Below are 20,208 nucleotides of genomic sequence, written 5' to 3'. Positions count from 1 at the left end.
TATCTAAACTTTAATCAGAAATTTAGATAAATTATCCCGTTCAAATAGAGTTTAGTCAAAAGAAAATTGTTCTGTGTGACTTTCATCTGCTCGCTTCACTTGTATTTGAAAACTCTCTCCCAATTGAAGCTTATAGTTCAAAGAGATATAATTACCTCTTTTTGTTTGACTTGCATTCAAAGTTTGGTCGGATAAAGATAATAGCTTCAAATTCAAATCAGATGGAATTTTTTCTCCTCTATCGGATTCAACTTCCACAAGAAGTTGAAACTTTCCCTCTTTTGTAGGGGTTATCCTAACAAATAGGATAAATGTCCGTCTTTTCAGAGTAATGTATTTAGCTTTATAGAGAGGAGAGGTGATAGATTTATCAATTGTAGGTAAAGCGGGATCATTCAGGCAAACAAAATTTTGCTGTTTAGCATCAAGGATTCTCTTTGAAATATTATTATCCCAATTCTTGGCAAAAGTTCTTTCGAGAAGTTGTTTGTTTTTAGCCAGAAGAAGTAAATCAACTAAATTGTCAATATCTGGTAATTGAGCTAATGGTAATTCGTTAGTTTCTATCTGCTCGACAAATCCAAATAAAATAGCTTTCTTCGCTTCTTCATCAATTTCTACCACAACATAACCCACTCGATCTGACCATACCTCGGACGGGACATAACAGATATTTTCATTTGGCAAAACCGGACGACATTCTAATTTACCGAGAACATCGATCTTTAAATCAGCACTATCCATTAAAATTCGCCGATTATAATGTCCGATAGTGCTTTCCTCTAAATTTGTTTCTACTTTCAAACACTGGCAGTAAAAGTTAACAGCAAGCACAGCTAAAGTATTTAGAAAAACCTGTTTACTTTTATCGGCATCTTTCTGCTCGCAACTAAACTTTTGAGCTAATTTAAAATCAGCACCGCTCAGGGGGACTGTAAAAGTTAAACGTTCAGCTAGTGGCATCATGGTTTTTGTCTCCTATTTCTAAAGATATTCTTGAAAAATTGGTTGCAATTTATCAACGCTGCGTTGATAAAAGCTGCTTAAAGTTGCTAGGGAGATTCCCCATTCTGTTGACATTTCCTTCCAAGATTGTCCATTAAATCGCCTTATACAGATTGCTTGAAAATTAGCCTCCGGATGCTTTTCGATGTGAGTCTGCCGAAAACAATCTCTAGGATCTTTTTGGATAAAATCCCATAATCTCTCCCAATCTTTTTGGGGGGAGAGAGATTCAGTTTGCTCGATTATATCAAGCAAGGAAGTATCTGGGGCATGGTTCCAGCTTGATTGCTCCGACTGGAGAGGAACATCCAAAGATTGCTCATAAATTCTGATTCGCTTGCCATTATCTTGTCTATGTCGCAGTTTTAAATGTTCCCTGACAGCATCGATAAATCGCTTATCGAGCAAAAAACTTACCCATGCCAAGACATTACCTTTACTTGGGTCGTACAGGTCAATTTTTTCAAAAATCTCTAAAAAAGTCTGCTGTAGAGCTTCGTGAAAAATATCCTGATAGACAGACTTAGGAAAATTATAGATATTTTTACAGTACACTTTATTAGAGTTTTGAATCTCATTGGTTAGTTTTGTTAGCCATTTTTGTCTCTCCTTGCTGTTTGCAGGGGAGCTTTTAGCCAAAAGTGCCATTTCTTCAAGAAGCTTAAGTTTGCTGTCTGGGTTACTCATCGGAGAACTCTCCTTGCATTTTCTAGATCACTACCCCTTTTATCTACTCGTCAGGTTACTGGCATTTTATGCAAAAACCGATAATTAAAATTCTTTTTTGTGAGGAATTGTCGAGGGAATTGCGATCTCGCTCCCGGACTGCCTTCGGTATCGCAGCCAGAGTGGATGTGGCGCGGGGTACTATCGAGAATGTAAATTTATGTTAAGATAAACCCAAATTTTGCATAAAAAGCAGCCATCGCTACGAGAAAGTAATGTAAAACCAAAACTAAACACGATCGCTGTTTGGTTGCTATCAATTATCAATAAGGACTCATTGATCAGGAGGTGGAGTGCTTGGGAGTTATTTATATTGGCGATCGCGAAACAGGTAAAACTCACCTAGTCTTGGAATTAGCTAACCCCAAGGGAAATTATGTCAAAGTTACTTATCCCGATTATCAGTTTCTTAGAGGACTCTTTTTAGATCTAGAACTTGGCTCTCCAAAAGCAACTGGTAGTATCGCCCCCGAAGGAATTAATGAGCAGTACATAGAAGTTAATGTCACCCTTCCCACAGGGGAGAAAATGATTGCCTTGGATTGGTTGGACACCCCCGGTGAAATCTGGCGACAATACTGGCAAAAAAATCAACCTGATGAGTGGCAAAGATTTCTCGAAACGATCAGAAAAGCTGAAGGAATTATGTTGATTTTACCGCCCTATCGGGACATCATTAAACCGACCGGTCAAGTCAACAAAGATGACTTTATCACCAGACAACAATGGTGTAATCGTTTTGACCGTTGGCTTGAATTTTTCCAGCAAGATTGTCCGAAAATTCGACATCTTCTCCTCTGTTTAAATAAAGCCGATTTACTCCGAGTCGATCTCGAAGAAGAAGCCAGAAAACTCGCTTTTAATCCTGATTTCCAACCTATGACATGGCAAGAGAGAGATAACTATGTTTTTCAGCGTTATTTTCGACCGATTCACCCTCAAATCAATCAACTTAACCGTAGTATTCAAGGGTTAACAATTAGATGTTTCATTACGAGCATATATAATCGAAAATTATTAGAACTCCCTTGGATTTATTTGGGCAGTCATCTCGCAAAATAAAGTTAAAATAGGAGTAAAAATGACCAGTGGAAATATTGTTGTAATTGGACCGACAGCAGCAGGAAAAACCACCTATTTAGCGGCTTTATCCTACTTTAAAGAACACAAACAAGGCAAAAAACTATTTACTGTCAACCCCCAAAATCCTGCCACAAGAATACTTGCTGAAAAAGCTGAAAATATTCTCAAACAAGCGGCCGATCTAGATAGAACCGTCATCGGACAAGAGATTGAGTCAGTAGATGACTTACCCTTTTATTCCTTTGGTATCACAGCCAAACCCTATTGGTATAGTTCCACGGAGACTTTTCAATTAACCGCTAGAGATTATCCCGGAGAAGTCTTTGAGGCAATTGCCAGTCCCAGTGCAAGAAAGCCTATCCATGAAGATTTTATTAATGAATGTTTTACCGATGTCATCGGCTGTCTAATTATGCTAACAGGATGGGAACCAGGAACTGATAACTTTTATAACAGAATCATGAAACAATTCCTTAAATTAATGGATGAGCGGGGTCGTTCTCAGAATTTGAAGTTAGCAATAGTTATGAGTAAATGTGAAAGAGGAGAAATTTGGCCCGGTAGGCTTGACCCAGAAATTGATTTGTTCGCTGTCCATTTACGAGAAACTACTAAAACCTTGCGAGAAAAAGTTATTCCCCAAAATCTGCGTTTTTTTGCCCTTTCTACCTTTGGCGTTTTAGGCAGAGATAATCCCCGTCCTAACCGAGAAGATCGGATGAAAGGAGAAGAACCGGCTTCGGTGATTAGACAACCAAACTCATGGCAACCTTATAATCTAATTGAACCTCTCTATTGGCTCAGTAAAAAACCAAATCAAGGAGCCAAAAATGAAAGCGTTTGACTGGTTAAAACCAAAAGCTCCTGAATTAAAAGATGCCAATGCCGAAATACGGGTTATTGGCGATCGCAATGCTGGTAAAACCGCCTATATGGCTTCCCTCGCCTATTGGCCAAATGCTAAGGCCGATAGTCCAGTTCAATCGGTGACTCCAGTGGGGAACCAAGAAGCCAGCGCACAACTGATGAACATGGCACAGAACATCTTGGAACAGGGACTAGAATTAGAACCAACTCCCCTAGAAGCCACCGTTGATGAAGTCAAAGATTATGGATTAAGTATTGTTCTCAAAGAACAATTTTCTTTGAAAAATCTGCAAAGAGGCCTATCTTCTAGCGCAATACGTCTCAATGTTAACTGTAAAGATTATTCCGGCGAGTTTCTTCGGGATCTCATTAACAAAACCGGCGATCCGCGCTTAGTTGACTATCTCGAAGACTGTGTGGTGGCTACAGGTCTTTTATTGTTAGTGGATGGAACCTCTCACCGCAAAGATAAAGACTATGCTATTGGACTAGAAAAATTTTTAGCGGCTTTAGACAGGGTGGATATTAATCCCAAACAGCGCCGCGTTGCTTTTGCGGTTAGTAAGTGCGAACTGAGTCAACTGTGGGTGAGTCGTCATGAACCGAGAAAATTGACACAAAGACGCTTTCCTCTGATGCAAAATAAATTAGAAAACTGGGTAGATAGGGGAGGAGGTGAAGTGGACTATTTTGCCACTTCTGCCTTTGGTACGTTGGGAACCAATTATCCCGAACCCAACTCGATCGAAAAACAACGCGATCGCCAAGGAACAACTTCTATTATCCGCGATCCGAAGCGGTGGCGACCCTTTGGTTTAGTTTCCCCGATTTACTGGCTTTGTACCGGTCAACATCACAAAGAATTAGATAAGGATTAAAACAATGACTATTATTCACATTCATGAATTTAGCACGGGTATTTTAGTCGATGCCACTGGCGGTGCTGGTGAGTGGAAGTCGCGGGGTTTTTCGGGAGAGTACATGAACAAAACCCTTGCTAAAATTCCTACACCTGTACAGTTAGCGATCACAAATCGGGAATTTGCCGTTTCTGAAGGCGCATCTAGCCAAAATCCCGCCATTATTGGACGGGAAGTGGAATATGATGGAGAGGCTTGGTCAGTCATTGCCGTCGTCACACGGGGGATAGATGAACGGGGACGGGGTGCATCTCTCTATCGCTATTTCTTGTGTCAGGGAAGGGGTAAGCTGCCTGATCTTTTATGTTGGTATACGAGAAATGGAAAGCCAACTTTTAACCCCTCTGATTATAAACAAGTCGGTCAGTTTACAGAATATGACGATACTGGGACTCAAATTAATGACTATATTCCGCCTGAGTTGGATGAGATTTGGGAAGGAAAAACACCGATAATTATTACTCAGAAGCAGACACCATATCCTGCTTTAATCATTCATAAAATTGCCTTTAAAACTGACCCAGCAACATATAATGAATTGATTTCTTGGGCCTGTAATGTGGAGGCTCTAGAGAAACCAAATCGCTTTTTAGTCATTCATCCCGCCAGCAAAAAAGCAGAGGAGACCATAAGAGCCACAATAAACAGTATTCCTCAACTTCCCCCGGCTATACCCGAAGAACCCCTAATCAGAACTGCTATTAAGAATTCCTGCCGGACAGGAAACTTTCAAGAAAATTTAGCCCCTATCGAAGATGCTTTGAACAATCCTAAAATTCAACAGGATTATAAAACCTTTTGGAATTCCATATTTGAAGGACAAGGCTCCAAAGATGCTTATCAACAGGGAATTTATAATGAATCTAATGTACGTCTTTTGACGCTACAAGCCATCATTTGCCCTGAAAAGCTGCCAGATTTTGTCGCTTGGATAATGAACAAAGATAAGGATTCTTATCCAATATCTCAGAGTTTTCAAGGGGAGATTGTAAACGCAATCAACCCACAAGGTGATTACCCCCTTGCACCTACTATATTTAGTAAAATCACCCAAGGTATTGATAGACTTATTCTTAATGTCATTGAGCAGCCAGAATTGATAGATGCTACAGCTAAACTCTTATCAGATAAAAAAGGACTCTGGGGCAGAATATACAAAGATGATACCAGTAAAAAACTGAAAAAAAGTTTAAAAGAAAGAAAACTAGATGATGCACCTTGGCAAGAAATTAAAGATGACTTAAGTAAAGTTTGGGATTCTCTTTTTTATCCCAGTGAAAAAACTCAAAAATACATCCATCTTGCTCACCTATTTGATAAACTAGAAGAAAAAGTTCCATCAGATCAAGGATATAGTTTAACCGTTTTCTTTTATCATCTCGCCCAGGAAAAGATTCCTAGTGACGTATATAAACGCCATAAATTGAAGGGGGATGAAGTTTATAATTTTGATATTAAAGTTAAAAGAGATATACCTTGGTATGAACCAGTATTTAGAGAAATAAAAGAAACAGCAATATTTCTCCTATCTTCCGTGTTTAGAGGAGGTGGAGCATCTGGCTGTTTTATTGCTATTATTTATTTTTTGCTTATATTCACTTTAGGAGGATTTTTCCTTCAAAGATTATTGAATTTAGCTAATTTATCTGTACCCGGTTTACCCGGAGGATCAAACAATTCAGAATCGCCGATTATTAAAAAAGCGATCAAAAGCTTTCCAAAGACTAAAGGGTCATTACTACAAATTCAACAAGATTTGAAGCAAACTACTAGAGCAGATGCTTCTAAACCTAACAAGAATGAGATTGATGAAGCTATTTCAAAAATTCTCGATTCCAATAACTCTTTTGAGCTTAAGACTCTAAATAAACCAGAAGATAATAAAGATAAAGAAAAGTGGATTTTATCTATATTGTCTTATCAATTATATAAAGTTACACCATCTAATTCTGATGATTTCGATGGCATTATTGATAAAGATGGAAAAACTTATCAAGCTCTCAAATGTAATCTGCTTCAAAATATGCAACTGCAAGCAACTCAAGCAACTGCTGACAATTGTAAAAAGCTAGGGTTTTCTCAAGTTAAAGTGGCTAAAACTCCCGCTTCATCTTCAACTCCCGCTCCAACTCCAACTCCAACTCCAACTACAACAGAAGAGGAAGCAATCAGAAAGGCAGTCCCAGAATTTGATAAACCAGAAAAGACAAAATATAGTTTACAAACTTTAGTAAAAGAATTAGATGAGGCTTTTTCTGTTTCATCTTCATATAATGTAATTAATGTTCTTGATCCCAATAATGAATTTGGGATTTCCCTTAGTCGTATGACTGAACCAGCAGATAAAGAAGCTTGGGTTAAAGCTATTTTACAATACCAAGAAAGTCTTAAATCTAGACTTAAAAAGGAGCAATCTATTAAGATTGATGTTGATGGAGTGATTAACTATGGAAAGAATACCTATAACCTTTTGAAGTGTGATGTAGCTGCTCAACTGGGTAAAACATTAAGTAAGGAGACATCAGAAATTTGCGATAAAGTAAAACCAATTGATCCATCCTAGTCATCAACTAATCCATCAGGAGAATAATAATTTTTAAACCTATGCTCAACATCACAAAGAATTAGATAAGGATTAAAATAATGACTATTATTCACATTCATGAATTTAGCACGGGTATTTTAGTCGATGGCACTGACGATAATGGTGAGTGGAGGTCGCGGGGTTTTTCGGGAGAGTACATGAACTCAACCCTTGCTAAAATTCCTAGACCTGTACAGTTAGCGATCAAAAATCGGGAATTTGCCGTTTCTGAAGGCGCATCTAGCCAAAATCCCGCCATTATTGGACGGGAAGTGGAATATCATGGAGAGGCTTGGTCAGTCATTGCCGTCGTCACACGGGGGATAGATGAACGGGGACGGTGTGTATCTCTCTATCGCTATTTCTTGTGTCAGGAAAGGGGTAAGCTGCCTGATCTTGTATCTTGGTACATGAAAAATGGAATGCCAACTTTTAACCCCTCCGATCATAAACAAGTCGGTTATCCTACAGAATATGACGATACTGAAACTCAAATTAATGACTATATTCCGCATGAGTTGGATGGGATTTGGGAAGGAAAAACACCGATAATTATTCCTCAGAAGCAGACACCATATCCTGCTTTAATCATTCATAAAATTGCCTCTAAAACTGACCCAGCAAGATATAATGAATTGATTTCTTGGGCCTGGAATGTAGAAGATTTAGAGAAACCAAATCGCTTTTTAGTCATTCATCCTGCGAATCAAAAAGCAGAGGGCAGAATAAAATCACAAATAGCGAGTATTCCTCAGCTTACTACACCATTAAAAGAAACTTCTGTTAAAATTGCCGTCAGAAATTCCTGCCGTACAGGAAACTTTCAAAACAATTTAGTAACTATAGAAAAGGCTTTGAACAATCCTAAAATTCAACAGGATTATACAACCTTTTGGGGGGATATTTTTGAAAATGAAGGCTCTGAATATGCTTATCAACAGGGAATTTATGATAAATATAAAGTACGCCTCTTGACGCTACAAGCCATCATTTGCCCTGAAAAGCTGCCAGATTTTGTCGCTTGGATAATGAAAAAAGAGAAGGATTATTATCCAATATCTCAGAGTTTTCAACAGGAAATTTTAAGGGTTATTCTCAATCAAGATTCAGTTATATCTGATAAAATTACCAAAGGCATTAATATCCTCATTCTTAATGTGATTGATCGACCAAAACTAACAGAGGTAGCCGCCAAATTTTTATCAGATGAAACCGGTCTTTGGGGAAAAATATATAAAACTTATATAAGTCTGGGATTAAAAAATGAAACTTCTATTTTTGGACTTCCAGTTAAAAGAGAAATACCTAAGCAACAATGGACAGGTAGAGAAATAAAAGAAACAGCAATATTTCTCCTATCTTCCGTGTTTAGAGGTGGAGCATCTGGCTGTTTTATTGCTATTATTTATTTTTTGCTTATATTCACTTTAGGAGGATTTTTCCTTCAAAGATTATTGAATTTAGCTAATTTATCTGTACCCGGTTTACCCGGAGGATCAAACAATTCAGAATCGCCGATTATTAAAAAAGCGATCAAAAGCTTTCCAAAGACTAAAGGGTCATTACTACAAATTCAACAAGATTTGAAGCAAACTACTAGAGCAGATGCTTCTAAACATAACAAGAATGAGATTGATGAAGCTATTTCAAAAATTCTCGATCCCAATAACTCTTTTGAGCTTAAGACTCTAAATAAAACAGAAGATAATAAAGATAAAGAAAAGTGGATTTTGTCTATATTGTATTATCAATTATATAAAGTTACACCATCTAATTCTGATGATTTCGATGGCATTATTGATAAAGATGGAAAAACTTATCAAGCTCTAAAATGTAATCTGCTTCAAAATATGCAACTGCAAGCAACTCAAGCAACTGCTGACAATTGTAAAAAGCTAGGGTTTTCTCAAGTTAAAGTGGCTACCCCATCTCCGACAAGAGACCAAAAAATTGAAAAGGCAGTCTCGGAATTTGATAAATCACAAAAGACCAAATTGAGTTTAGAAACTTTAGTAAAAGAATTGGACCAAGCTTTTGGTCTTGATACTTCATCTTCATCTTCATCTAGTGTAATTAAGGTTCTTGATCCCAATAATGAATTTGAAATTTACCTTAGTCCTATGACTGAAGTAGAAGATAAAGAAGCTTGGGTTAAAGCTATTTTACAATACCAAGAAAGTCTTAAATCTAGACTTAAAAAGGAGCCATCTATTAAGATTGATGTTGATGGAGTGATTAACTATGGAAAGAATACCTATAACCTTTTGAAGTGTGATGTAGCTGCTCAACTAGGTCAAACATTAAGTAATACACCAATTTGCGGTAAAGTAAAACCAATTATCGATTCGTCAACTCCCCCAAGAGGATAATTTTTAAACCTATGAGAATTTGGCTTTACATACTAGCAGGAATAACCTCGGCTTTAATTGGCTGGAATATCGGTCAGATTTTCTTGACTGATTTAAAAATCCTGTCTCGGTTTCCAGAGGTGGTTCTTTTCCCCTGCGTCGCTATATCCTTAGGGATTGGGATGGTAATGAATGAAATATTTATTAGTAATCCCACCCGTCCTAAACTCAACTTTCGGATTGCTTTAGTTCCCCTATTAATTGCCACCTTAATCGGATTGATTGCTGGATTAGCTGCGGGTGGAATCTTTCAGCTATTAATTCAATCTGGAGTTGCTGAATTTCCAGGCAGACTTTTAGGTTGGCTTTTTGTCGGTGCAGCCGTTGGATTAGCCGAAGGACTTACTTGGCAATTTTACAGCATGGAAGCGGGGGATCGCGATCGCTTTCGACAACGGTTATATACTAGCATCATCGGTGCGGGTGTTGCCAGTTTAGTAGCGGTGGGAATCTTTGAATTTATTCGTCAATGGTTAGGCACTTCAGAAGCGTTTAGAAAAGCAGAAGATCCCCTCGGATTTGCCATTTTAGGCTTATTGCTCGGCCTAACCTTTACAATTACTAATTCTCCTAGCTACATGGCGGCACTGAGAGCCGGTAAAGGATTCGAGTACAGAAAAATCATTCCCGAACTCGAAAGCATCGATCCTCAATTTACATCCATTAATTCAGTCTTTCCTAACATCCATAAAACGCTCAAATTTGTCAGTGAATCGGATGCGGAAAAAATCGAAGAGGGACTGTCGATTCAACTTCCCGCCAAAGGAATCATCAAAATTGGTTCTGTCCCCAAAACTAAAGGTTCTGATGGTGTAGAAAGAGGATCGGATATTTATCTCCCCGGACTCCCCCCCCATATTGCTGACATCAAAATTACCCGCCGTGATGCCATTTTAGATCCTAACCCAACATTTTACAACCTTATCGAACTCAACGGCATACCTTTAACTAGCACCAAAGAAATTCCCCTTAAACACAACAACCTACTCACCTTCCATGTTAAAGATAACCACAACCCCGATGAACCCAAAATCTATCGTTTCGTCTTCTACAATCGCTTCCTTGACCCACAAGCTTAGTTTATCAATGATTATGTTAACCGCTCTTATTACCCCAGCTTGGGGAATTAAACCTGAAATCACAGATATTGAGGACATCGACGATAAAGTGACTCTTCAAATTCAAGTGACAGGAGAAGAAAGTAAACCGATTATGGGTTTAGCTGAAAGCGATTTTCAGCTGAAAGTTCTTGATAAAAAAAACAACAAAACTTATCAAGGAAAACAACTACCTTTTGACTGGAAGTCTCCCCGAGAAACGACTCCTCCTGATGCTTGGATTGTCGTTCTCATCGACTTTAGTGGTAGTATGAATTGTTCTCAGGATCTCAACACAAAATGTGATGCCAAAGCGGTTGCTAAAGGAAAGCGAAAATTAGATGCAGCAATTAACGCGCTGGGAACATTTATTAAATTAGCCTCAGAGCGTAAAGGCAACACCTATTTATCTATTGTTCCCTTTGGGGTAGAAGGTAAAAATGACAAGCCTGGAGCCTGTGATTATTACCCAAAAGTTACTTCAGAAACTCTCGATAATTTTAATTTAGTGCAAGATGTTAAACTAACTAATTTTCTAGGTAGTCTTGCGGATAAAACTCCTTGTGCAACGACCAACTTCTATCAAGCTCTCAAAGAAACCGTCAAATTTTTTAAAAACGATAAAGAAGGTCGTTTCTATCCTAAAGATAAAGAAGGAAAACCTTTAAAACCTCAACCACGACTCTCAATTATTCTCCTTTCTGATGGCTTTGATAATAATAGTAATTATCAAGAAGTTCAGAAAACTTTAGCCAATCTTCAGAACAATAAAGATATTGTTGTTCATACCCTAGGATATGGCTTAACCCCACAACAATTAGGCAAAAAATATTCCTTAGGTAAACCTGCTGTTCGTGGAGATATTAATAACCCAAAATTATCCCAAGCAACTAGAGAGCAACTAGAAAAAGAATTTGTAGATCAAAAACAGTTAGCGGAAATTGCGAAGTTAACAGGAGGAGTTACTGAATTTGCTGGTGATGCTGATGAAATTGCCGAGAAATTAGAAATTTTCCTTGATGCGATTCAAGGACGATACGAAATCAGTTATATCCAACCCAACGTTCGACGAGGAGGCGAATATGTAGCCACAGTTTTTACTCAGAAAGTAGCATCAAAATCTAAACCTTATACCCTTGATTTTTTTGGGCGTACACTTCCCTTAGAAACCAGAATATTAATGCTTATTTGTATTTTTCTTGCTCTTGGTTTGGGAGGAGTTATTCCTTTTTATTATTGGGGAAAATGGTTAAAGGAAAAACAAAACTAATCCTAAATATTTTCGGCACTTGTAAAGTCATGAAACAGATCCTTATTTATTCATCTCTCTTTTTTCTCAGTAGTTGTAATTTTCAGTTTAATCAACCTCAAACAACTTCAGAATGTCCTCAAAAACCCACAGCTATTCTCATTGCAGAAAATCTAGAAAATGTTAACCTAACAACTGAAACTATCACAAAATCTAATCAGGTTAGTGCCACTAAAGCTGTCGGATACACTTTTACAGGAAAGTCAGGACAAAACCTTAGCTATAACACAGATGATGATATCTGTGTGTGGCTTTATAGTCCAGACAATCAAATTTTACAAGGAACAAAATTGCCAGAAGACGGAAAGTATTTGCTGCAAATTGCTGCCCCCAAAGGTTCTAAAACTTTTAAGATAGATATAAGTTTAGGAACGCTCGCTTCTTCCCCGACACCGACACCAAGACTCTCTCCATCTCCCTCATCTTCCCATGATCTCACACAAGATGAAGCAGCAAAACTTGTTAAACGTTGGTATGAAGTTAAAAGACAGGCTTTCGGTTCTTCTTTTGACGACAGCTTAGTGAAGCAATACGCCACCGGAGAACTTTATTCTAATACCTTAGAAAAATGTAATGATGGAATCTGTGGGGGGACAGTGGGTTGGCTGCGCTCTAAAGGCTGTTATTATACTTATGATTTTTCCAATATTAATCGGATAGTCTCTTTTGATCCTTCAGGTTCGTCACCTTCAATAACAGTCAATGTAACGGAACAACTTACACTCCATGGTCCCAGAAGTGCTGGATGTGGAACCCCAACCCAGACTTATCAAAAAAATGTTACCTATTGGTTTAAAAAAGAGAGTGAAAATTGGAAAATTATTAACTATAAGGTAGGAACTTAATCATGGAAAGAAAAAGAAGAAAGTCAATAAAAGTCAGAACACAATCGAAGACTTACCATATCCAATGGTCTAGGTTTTTGCCCATCTTAATTTCTTTTTTTGTAACATCTGCAATCGCTCTGTATCTCATCTTAAACTCCTCCAAAAACGAATCCTGTAGGATAACTAAATTATTGTTAATTAACGGTGTTCCTAAGTCCATTGGAGGTAAAGTTGATCACAATAAAACCCTATGTTATGAATTTCAGGGCATTCAAGGACAGCAATTGCAATTAACAACTAATCAAAAAATAAGCCTAGTTTTTCCAAGTAATAAATACCAAAATCTTCAAGGAGATTATAAAACGATTCTGTCGGAAACAGGCGACTATTCGCTAGTCATAGAGACGCAAGAAGATAACTTAGATTATCAAATTAACCTGATAGTAAGCTCGCAAAATACAACTAATCTGCCCAGAAAAACGCCCGTTAATGATTTGTCCCTAACACCTTTAACACCTCAACTTCCTAGTCAGTCTAATCAGCTAACTTATAACGTTAAACAGTCGCCTACTTTTTATCAAGATAAAGAATTGCAAAAAATCGTTGACAATATTGTAAGTTTAGCTCGATCTAGAAAGTTACCAATAGATAAATTATCTATCAGTTTAGTTGACTTAAATCAATCCGAATGTTGCGCTTATGCTGCTTATCAAGATAGTGAATTGAGATATCCGGCTAGTATTGTCAAGCTTTTCTGGCTAGTAGTTCTCTATAGTCAATATTATTATCAAGGAATTGAGCCGAATCAAATTCCTCCAGAAAAACTCAAAGTTATTTCTAAAATGATTAAAGATTCCGATAATGAATCGGCTAGTATTATTGTTGATAACATTACTCAAACCAAATCGAGTCAAAAAGACCTCACACCAGAAAAACTCAACGAATGGAGGAGAAAACGTTATGCTCTTAATGATTTTTTTGCATCCTATTTTGTTGATTCTGTTAATTACCCCCTTAATATTAGTCAGAAAACTTTTCCTATCCCCAATCTACTCGAGGATCCAGCCGGACCAGACCAACAAATTCGTCAGCTTAACGGCAAAAGCTCACCACCGAGACGAAATTATTTAAATACCTATAGCGTTGCTAGATTGCTTCTCGAAATTGAGCAAGAACAAGCCATTTCGCCAGCTTATAGCCAAGCGATTAAACAATTAATTAAACGAGATTTACATCCTCAAGCGTGGAAAGAAAAACCTTTTAATCCTATCCAAAACTTTTTAGGTCAATCTCTCCCGGTTAACACTCAATTTTATGCTAAGATGGGCTGGACATTTAATAATCGAAATGATGCGGCTATTATCGTCAGTCCTGATAACAAAGCTCATTATATTTTAGTTGTCTTTGGAGAGGAAAAAAAGTTTTATCAAGATAAAGAGTTTTTCCCAATTCTTTCACGACAAGTTTATAACCAAATGCTTAAAAAATGACTTAATAAAAGACTAAAATAGGAGAGAAGTCGGGAAAATAAGCAGGTAAATACGCCAATTAAATTGCAAAGGGTAATTCAAATGATTCTGGTTCTGATGGAGTTGCCGCCGAGATTCTATACATATGTACTGAATAAAAAAGTGCAGGACTTTTAGGATATTTTACCTTTTTCCTATCGGCATTTCAGGCTTTTTCAGCATACCCTACTTAACTTTTCGCATTCCTTTAGAAAGATAGGCAACGAAAAAAGCTAACACTCCTGTCATCCCTACCTCAAAATAATTGGCCATGAGAATAGCGGTAAAAAAAAGGAGCAAGATAATTAATATAGTCCGCTTTTGTTCAGATAATTTCATCTCTAATTGCCTCTAATTCGGTTTTAATACTTAATGGTTGATAACCTAAAGAAAAAGCAAGAGAACTATCAAGAGAAACATCCTGCGGACGCGGCGCAATCATGGGAACATCGCACTGTAAACAGGGTTTTATTTGTTCTATGGAAATGTTAAAAACTGCCGCCATTAGTAAACCAAATTGATAACGAGAAACTCTTTCTTTACCCCCCAGATGAATAATCCCTTGCACTTTTTCTAATGCCAAAAGTAAACCATTCACCGCACTATTAACCCCAACAGCCGTCCGATATTCATCGGTAAATAGAGATAATTCTTTTCCCTCTTGGAGGGTTTTTAAAAAGGGTTGCAGAAAACTATTAGCGGTGGGAGAAGGGGAACCAAACATCAAAGGCATTCGACAAATAGCCGCCCGAGGATATATTGCTAAAATACCCTTTTCTGCCGCTACTTTTTGCTCACCATAGACACTGACGGGAGAAACGGTATCATTTTCGGAATAGGGGGCATTTTTACCATCAAAAACTAAATCGGTAGAGGTAAAAACTAGCGGTATTTGATATTGACTACATAAACGGGCAATTTCTAGAGAAGCTGTCAGATTAATTGCCTCGGATGCTTGGGGAAATTCTTGACAGAGATTCGGTTTTGATTGGGCAGCCCCATGAATTACCGCGTCGGGTTTAATCTGTTGAAAAAGTTCTCTAACTGCGGCTAAGTCTGTTAAGTTAATTTTAATTAAATTCGGGTCATTACTATTGACATTGTGATTAAAATATGTACCAAAACTTGCCCAAGATGAGCGCGTTTTTTGGTAAATATGCCAACCTAAAAACCCACTAACTCCAGTGATTAACAGCGTTTTCATAGTTTAGAGATTAAATCCTTTTTCGTAGGCTAAAAACTGCACCTGTGGTTCCAAAGGTTCACTAACTAAACCAATTCCTGCAAATCCCCATCGCTGCATCAGTCCCTTTAATTGTGTTCCTGAGAGAGTTTCCACAGAAAAATTATTGGCTAAATCCTGAGCATGGGTGTTGATATAACTTAAAGCATCGTAGGATTCTTTAAACAGAAGCAGATAACTAGCTGGAGTTTCGCTTTCACCTTTTCTCAGACGCGCTACTAGGTATTGTCCGTCTTGTTTTGACCTGAGTAAATAATGTGTAGTTGCTAACATAGTTTGTTAAGTGGGTGGGTGGAATTAAATATAAGATGAACGTAGGTTGGGTTGAAGCATGAAACCCAACGCCTGCATGGGTTACGCTACCGCTAACCCATCCTACAAATAATTGTGCCTCCCTACTTAAGTAAAAAGTGAAAAGGAAAAAAGGGGTTGGGGGTTAGGGGTTGGGTTTTGGGGTTTTAGGGTTTTAGTGGAATTTCCCCCATCTCCCCATCTCCCCACTGATAACTGATTACTGTTTACTGATAACTGATAAAATTTCCCCATTTCCCCTACTTTAAATCCTCCAATTTAATTCTAGGATCTACAGCTTTGAGAAGTAAATCAGCCAGAAGATTACCGATAATCAACATAGTAGCACCCATCATTAAACTGCCCATAACTAAATATAAATCTTTAGCAGTCACAGCTTGCAGAATTAAACGACCTAATCCGGGCCAGTTAAAGAAAAATTCGGCGATAAATGCCCCACTTAACAAACTAGAAAATTCAAAGCCCAAAAGAGTTATCAGGGGATTAATAGCATTGCGTAAAGCGTGGACATAGATAACTTTATTTTCCGGTAAACCTTTCGCCCTCGCGGTTTGAATATAATCCTGTCGCAGAACATCTAACAATTGTCCCCGCATCAATCTTTGTAATCCTGCAAAACTGGTAACTGTCAGGGCAATAGTTGGTAAAATCATGTGCCAAGCGATATCTAAAACTTTACCGATAGGGGAATATTCCGAATAGTTAATACTGGTCATATCACCCACCGGTAAAAGCGGCGAGACATTTTGGGCGAGAATTAGCAGTAAAAGGGCAGTGATAAAACTGGGGAAACCTTGACCAAGATAACTGATAACTCGGAAAAATTTATCGATAAATTGGTTTTGTTTGACGGCGCTGAGAATGCCCAAGGGAATCGCGATCGCCCAGGTTAAAATGATGGAAGTCAAAGACATTAATAACGTCGCTGGAATTCTCTCTAATAATAGGGAAGACACGGGACGAAAATAGGTAAAACTCAGACCAAAATTAAACTGAGTTACCACTTGCCACAACCATTTAAAATACTGGACAATCGGCGGGTCTTTTAAACCAAAAAGGGCAATATATTGTTCTTTAGTTTCCTGACTAATCTTGGGATTAAGGTCAAGCAAAGCCAGAAAACCGCCGGGGGTTAATTGGATAATAGCGAAACTCAAAGCCGAGGCCAACAACAGAGTTAATAAACCCTGGAGAACACGCTTGACAATATATAAAAAAGTTTCGCTAGTTAGGAGAGATTGTAACCCATTAGCACTCGATCGAGCGGTTGCAGCCTTATAATTATCATCGGTCGCCGTCATAAGTAATCGTGCCAAGTTAATTTCCTAGTGGGGACTCCAATTCAGGAGTCAGGAGATAAATAGTCGCGCAGAATTAATTGCCATTTTTGAGATAGGCACTCTTGCCAGAGTGTTAGCGAAATGTGTAATTAATTCTGCTTAGGTACTTAAAAAAAAACCTAATAATCGATGAGGGTAATAATCGGTAAATCGGGTAATTTTTCCCGACCACCAAGGTCGATTAACTCGATGATAAAGGCAAATCCTAACACCTCGCAACCAATTTTTTCTAATAAACCGGCCGTCGCTTTCGCCGTCCCTCCCGTCGCGATTAAATCATCGACAATTAAGACTTTATGATGGGATGCCACCGCGTCCTGATGAATTTCCAGGCTATCGCTTCCGTATTCCAAATCATACTCGATACTATGAACGGCGGCGGGTAATTTGCCCGGTTTCCGGACAGGAATAAATCCCGCTTCTAATTGGTATGCTAAAGGAACACCAAAGAGAAAACCCCTGGATTCCATACCGACAATGTAATCGGGGGATAAACCGTAATCGCGACACTTTGCCGTTAGGGTATCGATCGTGTAACGTAATCCTTGGGGATGATTGAGTAGGGTAGTAATATCGCGGAAGACAATACCCGGTTTGGGAAAGTCAGGAATATCGCGAATCAGTGATTTCAGATCCATTCGGTTTCCGTGTCTCGTAAAATGGGGGACAGCTAAGTAAGTAGTTATAATTAAATTGAAGATAGATTTTGCCTCTGATCCCCCCTGCCCCCCTTGATAAGGGGGGTGCCGATAGGCGGGGGGATCTGAGAACTTTTAACACCTACCTACTTATATATACAATACAATTTACAACACCCTGACTCGATCGCCCTTGTGTTTTAGTTCTCCTATATCATGACCTCTACTAGCCTAACGCCCGAATCTACAGCATCAGCCCCAGAAAAACCAGTTATTTTAAGCGTTTTACCCGATTTTCCGATTGCCAGTCAGCAATGCGCCCTACATCTCCAACAGCATATCGATTTAATGCTGTTAGCGTTGGAATCCTTAGAAGTCGGTGCCGGGGAGGCCCTGTTAGCCCTCTGTAAAGAACTAGGACTCGATAAAATTGTCAAAAACCGGATTATTTTCTGGCGCTTACGCTGTACTAATCCGTGGCGAATTTCCTACACCCTCGACCGTCTCACCCTTGACCAAGCAAAAGCTTTAGTTATCATTGCCAGTTACCGGGCCAAACCCCTAGCTATATCCATCCGACAATTACTGTTAGCGCGGCAACAGATGGAATCAAAGGGTTTACCCGTGGATAATAATTTTCTTTTATCAGAATACCTAGAAAGATTTCGCTCCAATTTTCGCAGTCGCATGAACCCCCGCCGGGCCAAAGTATCGGTTTATCTAGCCGATGAAAATGCTTTAAATGAACTGGCTTTATCCCTCCTCGATCAGTTATTATTTTGTACTGGTACGACGGGAATGCAGCGGTTTTGGATTAGTTTATTTGATGGGGAGATAGTGTAAAAATGAGAAGACAGTATAGCCTGCCCAATTGTACCCTGATTCTCGATGGTTTCGGCGATGATTTCGCCCCAGCTAACCCCGGTGATAGCCGACCTTTACTCTCAATTTTGACTAACGTAGAATGTCGGTTAATCGGGGCCAATAAAGTCCTGCAAGGTGGTCGGGTTTTCTTGGAAAATTTGGTACAAGCGGTCAGTCAGTATGCCCAAGAATTTTTGAGTGGTGTTCGTCATCCCCAAGACCCCGTCCATGAACCAGATCATGTGTACCTAGAAAAGATTGACCATAATCTCCATCGTCTGGTCTGGTATCCATCAACGGACTTGAATATCCCGGAAAGTCCGGTCAAGATAGAAATCAGTACCGTGCAGTTATTCGATTTGATAGAAGCGATTGACCAATTTTTTGCTGATACTCGCACTTTACCTGACCTAACCCTGAAATTACAGCCAGTTTCCCGTCGCTACCATAAGGTCAATGAATCGGTGGCCGGTCGAACAGTACCTTTTTTGGCAGGATTAGGCAGTCTTGTCGCTTGCGCCCTACTTTTCTATCTGTTACCCGTCCCCCAAGTCCGTAAACCCGAAAATCCACCCATTCCCGCCGCTTCTCCCAGTCCCACCGTCCCCACTAATCCCGTCCCCCCTCCTAGATAAAATTAGTCCCCTAAGCTAAATCTGTAAATGGAGTAATAGGAATTTGGTTATAAACTTCGGCATTCTTTGTCTGAGCTTGACGGAGATCGTAGTCTGTTTGAAGATTCAGCCAAAACTGAGGACTGTTACCAAAATATCGTGACAGACGCAAAGCTGTGTCCGCAGTGATACTACGCTTACCAGCTAAAATCTCACCGATACGAGTTTGAGCTACGCTTAAATCTTTGCTCAGTCTGTAGGGGGTAATATTGAGCGGTTCCAGAAAATCTAACTTGAGGATTTCACCGGGATGGATATTTGGCAAACGGTGGAACTGAGCTTTTACATTGAGCCTGTCGAAATGTGTCGAAGTGTTGCTGTTCATTGCATTTAGCTAATTTTAGTGGTAGTCCACTATCTCTACCTGATCAGCATTGCCTTCATCAGTCCAAATGAAGCAAATTCTCCATTGGTCATTAATACGGATGCTGTACTGGCCCTGACGATCGCCCTGCAACTTCTCCAACCGATTACCCGGTGGGACACGCAGATCATTGATCGATAACGCCGCTGCAAGGATTAGCAGTTTTCGTAGAGCGACCGATTGAATATCAGGGGGATAGTGACGAGACTGAAACCCCTCGAAAATGAGCTTAGTCTCTTCGGACTTGAATTTGACTATCATAATTGATCACTGGTGCACTGATGATCAAATTCTAACGCCTAACGATACTATTGTCAAGCAGACGTAAGCCTTCGCCCCACACCCCACACCCCACACCCCACACCCTTCTCCCCTGCTCTGTCTCAGCTTTTTAGGGAAAGTACCCGAGAAAAACCTGATTTTTTTTTCACAAGTTAGA

Annotated in this window: 20 protein-coding genes; 11 read left to right on the top strand and 9 right to left on the bottom strand. The window is 39.0% G+C overall.

Annotated features, from left to right (window positions below):
• Nucleotides 1-51: 51 nt before the first annotated feature.
• Both MAE_RS27755 and MAE_RS17630 read right to left on the bottom strand, forming a co-directional pair.
• Nucleotides 52-966, bottom strand: coding sequence for a DUF1822 family protein (locus MAE_RS27755; protein ID WP_080507016.1), 915 nt, complete (start codon nt 964-966; stop codon nt 52-54).
• An 18-nt stretch (nt 967-984) separates the two neighbouring features.
• Nucleotides 985-1,692 carry a sigma factor gene (locus MAE_RS17630; RefSeq protein WP_012266779.1) on the bottom strand — a complete coding sequence of 236 codons (708 nt, stop codon included), beginning with the start codon at nt 1,690-1,692 and terminating at the stop codon, nt 985-987.
• 327 nt (nt 1,693-2,019) lie between these two features.
• Between MAE_RS17630 and MAE_RS17625 the strand changes: the two genes are divergently transcribed.
• The 9 genes from MAE_RS17625 (at nt 2,020) to MAE_RS35205 (ending at nt 14,316) form a co-directional block, all read left to right on the top strand.
• On the top strand, nt 2,020-2,793 hold the full coding sequence (locus MAE_RS17625) for a hypothetical protein (RefSeq protein ID WP_012266778.1): 774 nt from the start codon (nt 2,020-2,022) through the stop codon (nt 2,791-2,793).
• A gap of 19 nt (nt 2,794-2,812) precedes the next feature.
• Nucleotides 2,813-3,658, top strand: a complete 846-nt coding sequence (locus MAE_RS17620; protein ID WP_012266777.1) for a hypothetical protein — start codon at nt 2,813-2,815, stop codon at nt 3,656-3,658.
• Nucleotides 3,645-4,559 carry a hypothetical protein gene (locus MAE_RS35210; protein ID WP_012266776.1) on the top strand — a complete coding sequence of 305 codons (915 nt, stop codon included), beginning with the start codon at nt 3,645-3,647 and terminating at the stop codon, nt 4,557-4,559. The genes MAE_RS17620 and MAE_RS35210 overlap by 14 nt, the downstream gene beginning before the upstream one ends.
• A gap of 4 nt (nt 4,560-4,563) precedes the next feature.
• A complete protein-coding gene (locus MAE_RS34385; RefSeq protein WP_012266775.1) occupies nt 4,564-7,164 on the top strand; it encodes a hypothetical protein in 2,601 nt (866 codons plus the stop codon).
• Between the two features lie 80 nt (nt 7,165-7,244).
• Nucleotides 7,245-9,554 carry a hypothetical protein gene (locus MAE_RS17605; protein WP_012266774.1) on the top strand — a complete coding sequence of 770 codons (2,310 nt, stop codon included), beginning with the start codon at nt 7,245-7,247 and terminating at the stop codon, nt 9,552-9,554.
• An 11-nt stretch (nt 9,555-9,565) separates the two neighbouring features.
• The gene (locus tag MAE_RS17600; protein ID WP_012266773.1) at nt 9,566-10,672 is read left to right on the top strand and encodes a hypothetical protein; all 1,107 of its coding nucleotides are present in this window, start codon (nt 9,566-9,568) and stop codon (nt 10,670-10,672) included.
• 13 nt (nt 10,673-10,685) lie between these two features.
• Nucleotides 10,686-11,960 (top strand): vWA domain-containing protein, encoded by a 1,275-nt coding sequence (locus MAE_RS17595; protein ID WP_041804872.1) that lies wholly within the window; start codon nt 10,686-10,688, stop codon nt 11,958-11,960.
• Nucleotides 11,936-12,844, top strand: coding sequence for an ARC6/PARC6 family protein (locus MAE_RS17590; protein WP_148204763.1), 909 nt, complete (start codon nt 11,936-11,938; stop codon nt 12,842-12,844). The genes MAE_RS17595 and MAE_RS17590 overlap by 25 nt, the downstream gene beginning before the upstream one ends.
• Before the next feature lie 173 nt (nt 12,845-13,017).
• On the top strand, nt 13,018-14,316 hold the full coding sequence (locus MAE_RS35205; RefSeq protein ID WP_158303540.1) for a serine hydrolase: 1,299 nt from the start codon (nt 13,018-13,020) through the stop codon (nt 14,314-14,316).
• A gap of 204 nt (nt 14,317-14,520) precedes the next feature.
• Here the strand turns inward: MAE_RS35205 and MAE_RS34165 are convergent, their stop codons facing one another.
• From MAE_RS34165 to MAE_RS17565, 5 genes are all read right to left on the bottom strand, one after another.
• Complete coding sequence (locus tag MAE_RS34165) at nt 14,521-14,673, bottom strand: hypothetical protein (protein WP_172970502.1); 153 nt, start codon at nt 14,671-14,673, stop codon at nt 14,521-14,523.
• Nucleotides 14,660-15,538 (bottom strand): SDR family oxidoreductase, encoded by an 879-nt coding sequence (locus tag MAE_RS17580; RefSeq protein ID WP_012266769.1) that lies wholly within the window; start codon nt 15,536-15,538, stop codon nt 14,660-14,662. The genes MAE_RS34165 and MAE_RS17580 overlap by 14 nt, the downstream gene beginning before the upstream one ends.
• Nucleotides 15,539-15,541: 3 nt before the next feature.
• Nucleotides 15,542-15,850: a hypothetical protein gene (locus tag MAE_RS17575; RefSeq protein WP_002737657.1), complete on the bottom strand. Its 309-nt coding sequence runs from the start codon at nt 15,848-15,850 to the stop codon at nt 15,542-15,544.
• Between the two features lie 278 nt (nt 15,851-16,128).
• Nucleotides 16,129-17,190: an ABC transporter permease gene (locus MAE_RS17570; protein ID WP_012266768.1), complete on the bottom strand. Its 1,062-nt coding sequence runs from the start codon at nt 17,188-17,190 to the stop codon at nt 16,129-16,131.
• A gap of 158 nt (nt 17,191-17,348) precedes the next feature.
• On the bottom strand, nt 17,349-17,867 hold the full coding sequence (locus MAE_RS17565) for an adenine phosphoribosyltransferase (RefSeq protein ID WP_012266767.1): 519 nt from the start codon (nt 17,865-17,867) through the stop codon (nt 17,349-17,351).
• A 216-nt stretch (nt 17,868-18,083) separates the two neighbouring features.
• Here MAE_RS17565 and MAE_RS17560 point away from each other — a divergent pair, with 216 nt between their 5' ends.
• Nucleotides 18,084-18,710, top strand: coding sequence for a DUF3038 domain-containing protein (locus MAE_RS17560; protein ID WP_002799452.1), 627 nt, complete (start codon nt 18,084-18,086; stop codon nt 18,708-18,710).
• A gap of 2 nt (nt 18,711-18,712) precedes the next feature.
• A complete protein-coding gene (locus MAE_RS17555) occupies nt 18,713-19,366 on the top strand; it encodes a DUF4335 domain-containing protein (protein WP_012266766.1) in 654 nt (217 codons plus the stop codon).
• Between the two features lie 10 nt (nt 19,367-19,376).
• On the opposite strand, the gene MAE_RS17550 is transcribed toward MAE_RS17555, so the two are convergent.
• Together MAE_RS17550 and MAE_RS17545 are read right to left on the bottom strand one after the other, a co-directional pair.
• The gene (locus MAE_RS17550; protein ID WP_012266765.1) at nt 19,377-19,730 is read right to left on the bottom strand and encodes a HigA family addiction module antitoxin; all 354 of its coding nucleotides are present in this window, start codon (nt 19,728-19,730) and stop codon (nt 19,377-19,379) included.
• A gap of 15 nt (nt 19,731-19,745) precedes the next feature.
• Nucleotides 19,746-20,030 (bottom strand): type II toxin-antitoxin system RelE/ParE family toxin, encoded by a 285-nt coding sequence (locus tag MAE_RS17545; protein ID WP_012266764.1) that lies wholly within the window; start codon nt 20,028-20,030, stop codon nt 19,746-19,748.
• Nucleotides 20,031-20,208 lie beyond the last annotated feature (178 nt).

This window comes from Microcystis aeruginosa NIES-843 (assembly GCF_000010625.1).
GTDB classification, from domain to species: domain Bacteria; phylum Cyanobacteriota; class Cyanobacteriia; order Cyanobacteriales; family Microcystaceae; genus Microcystis; species Microcystis aeruginosa.
The sequence above is the reverse complement of the archived record's forward strand: the minus strand, read 5'-3'. Positions and strand labels throughout refer to the sequence as shown.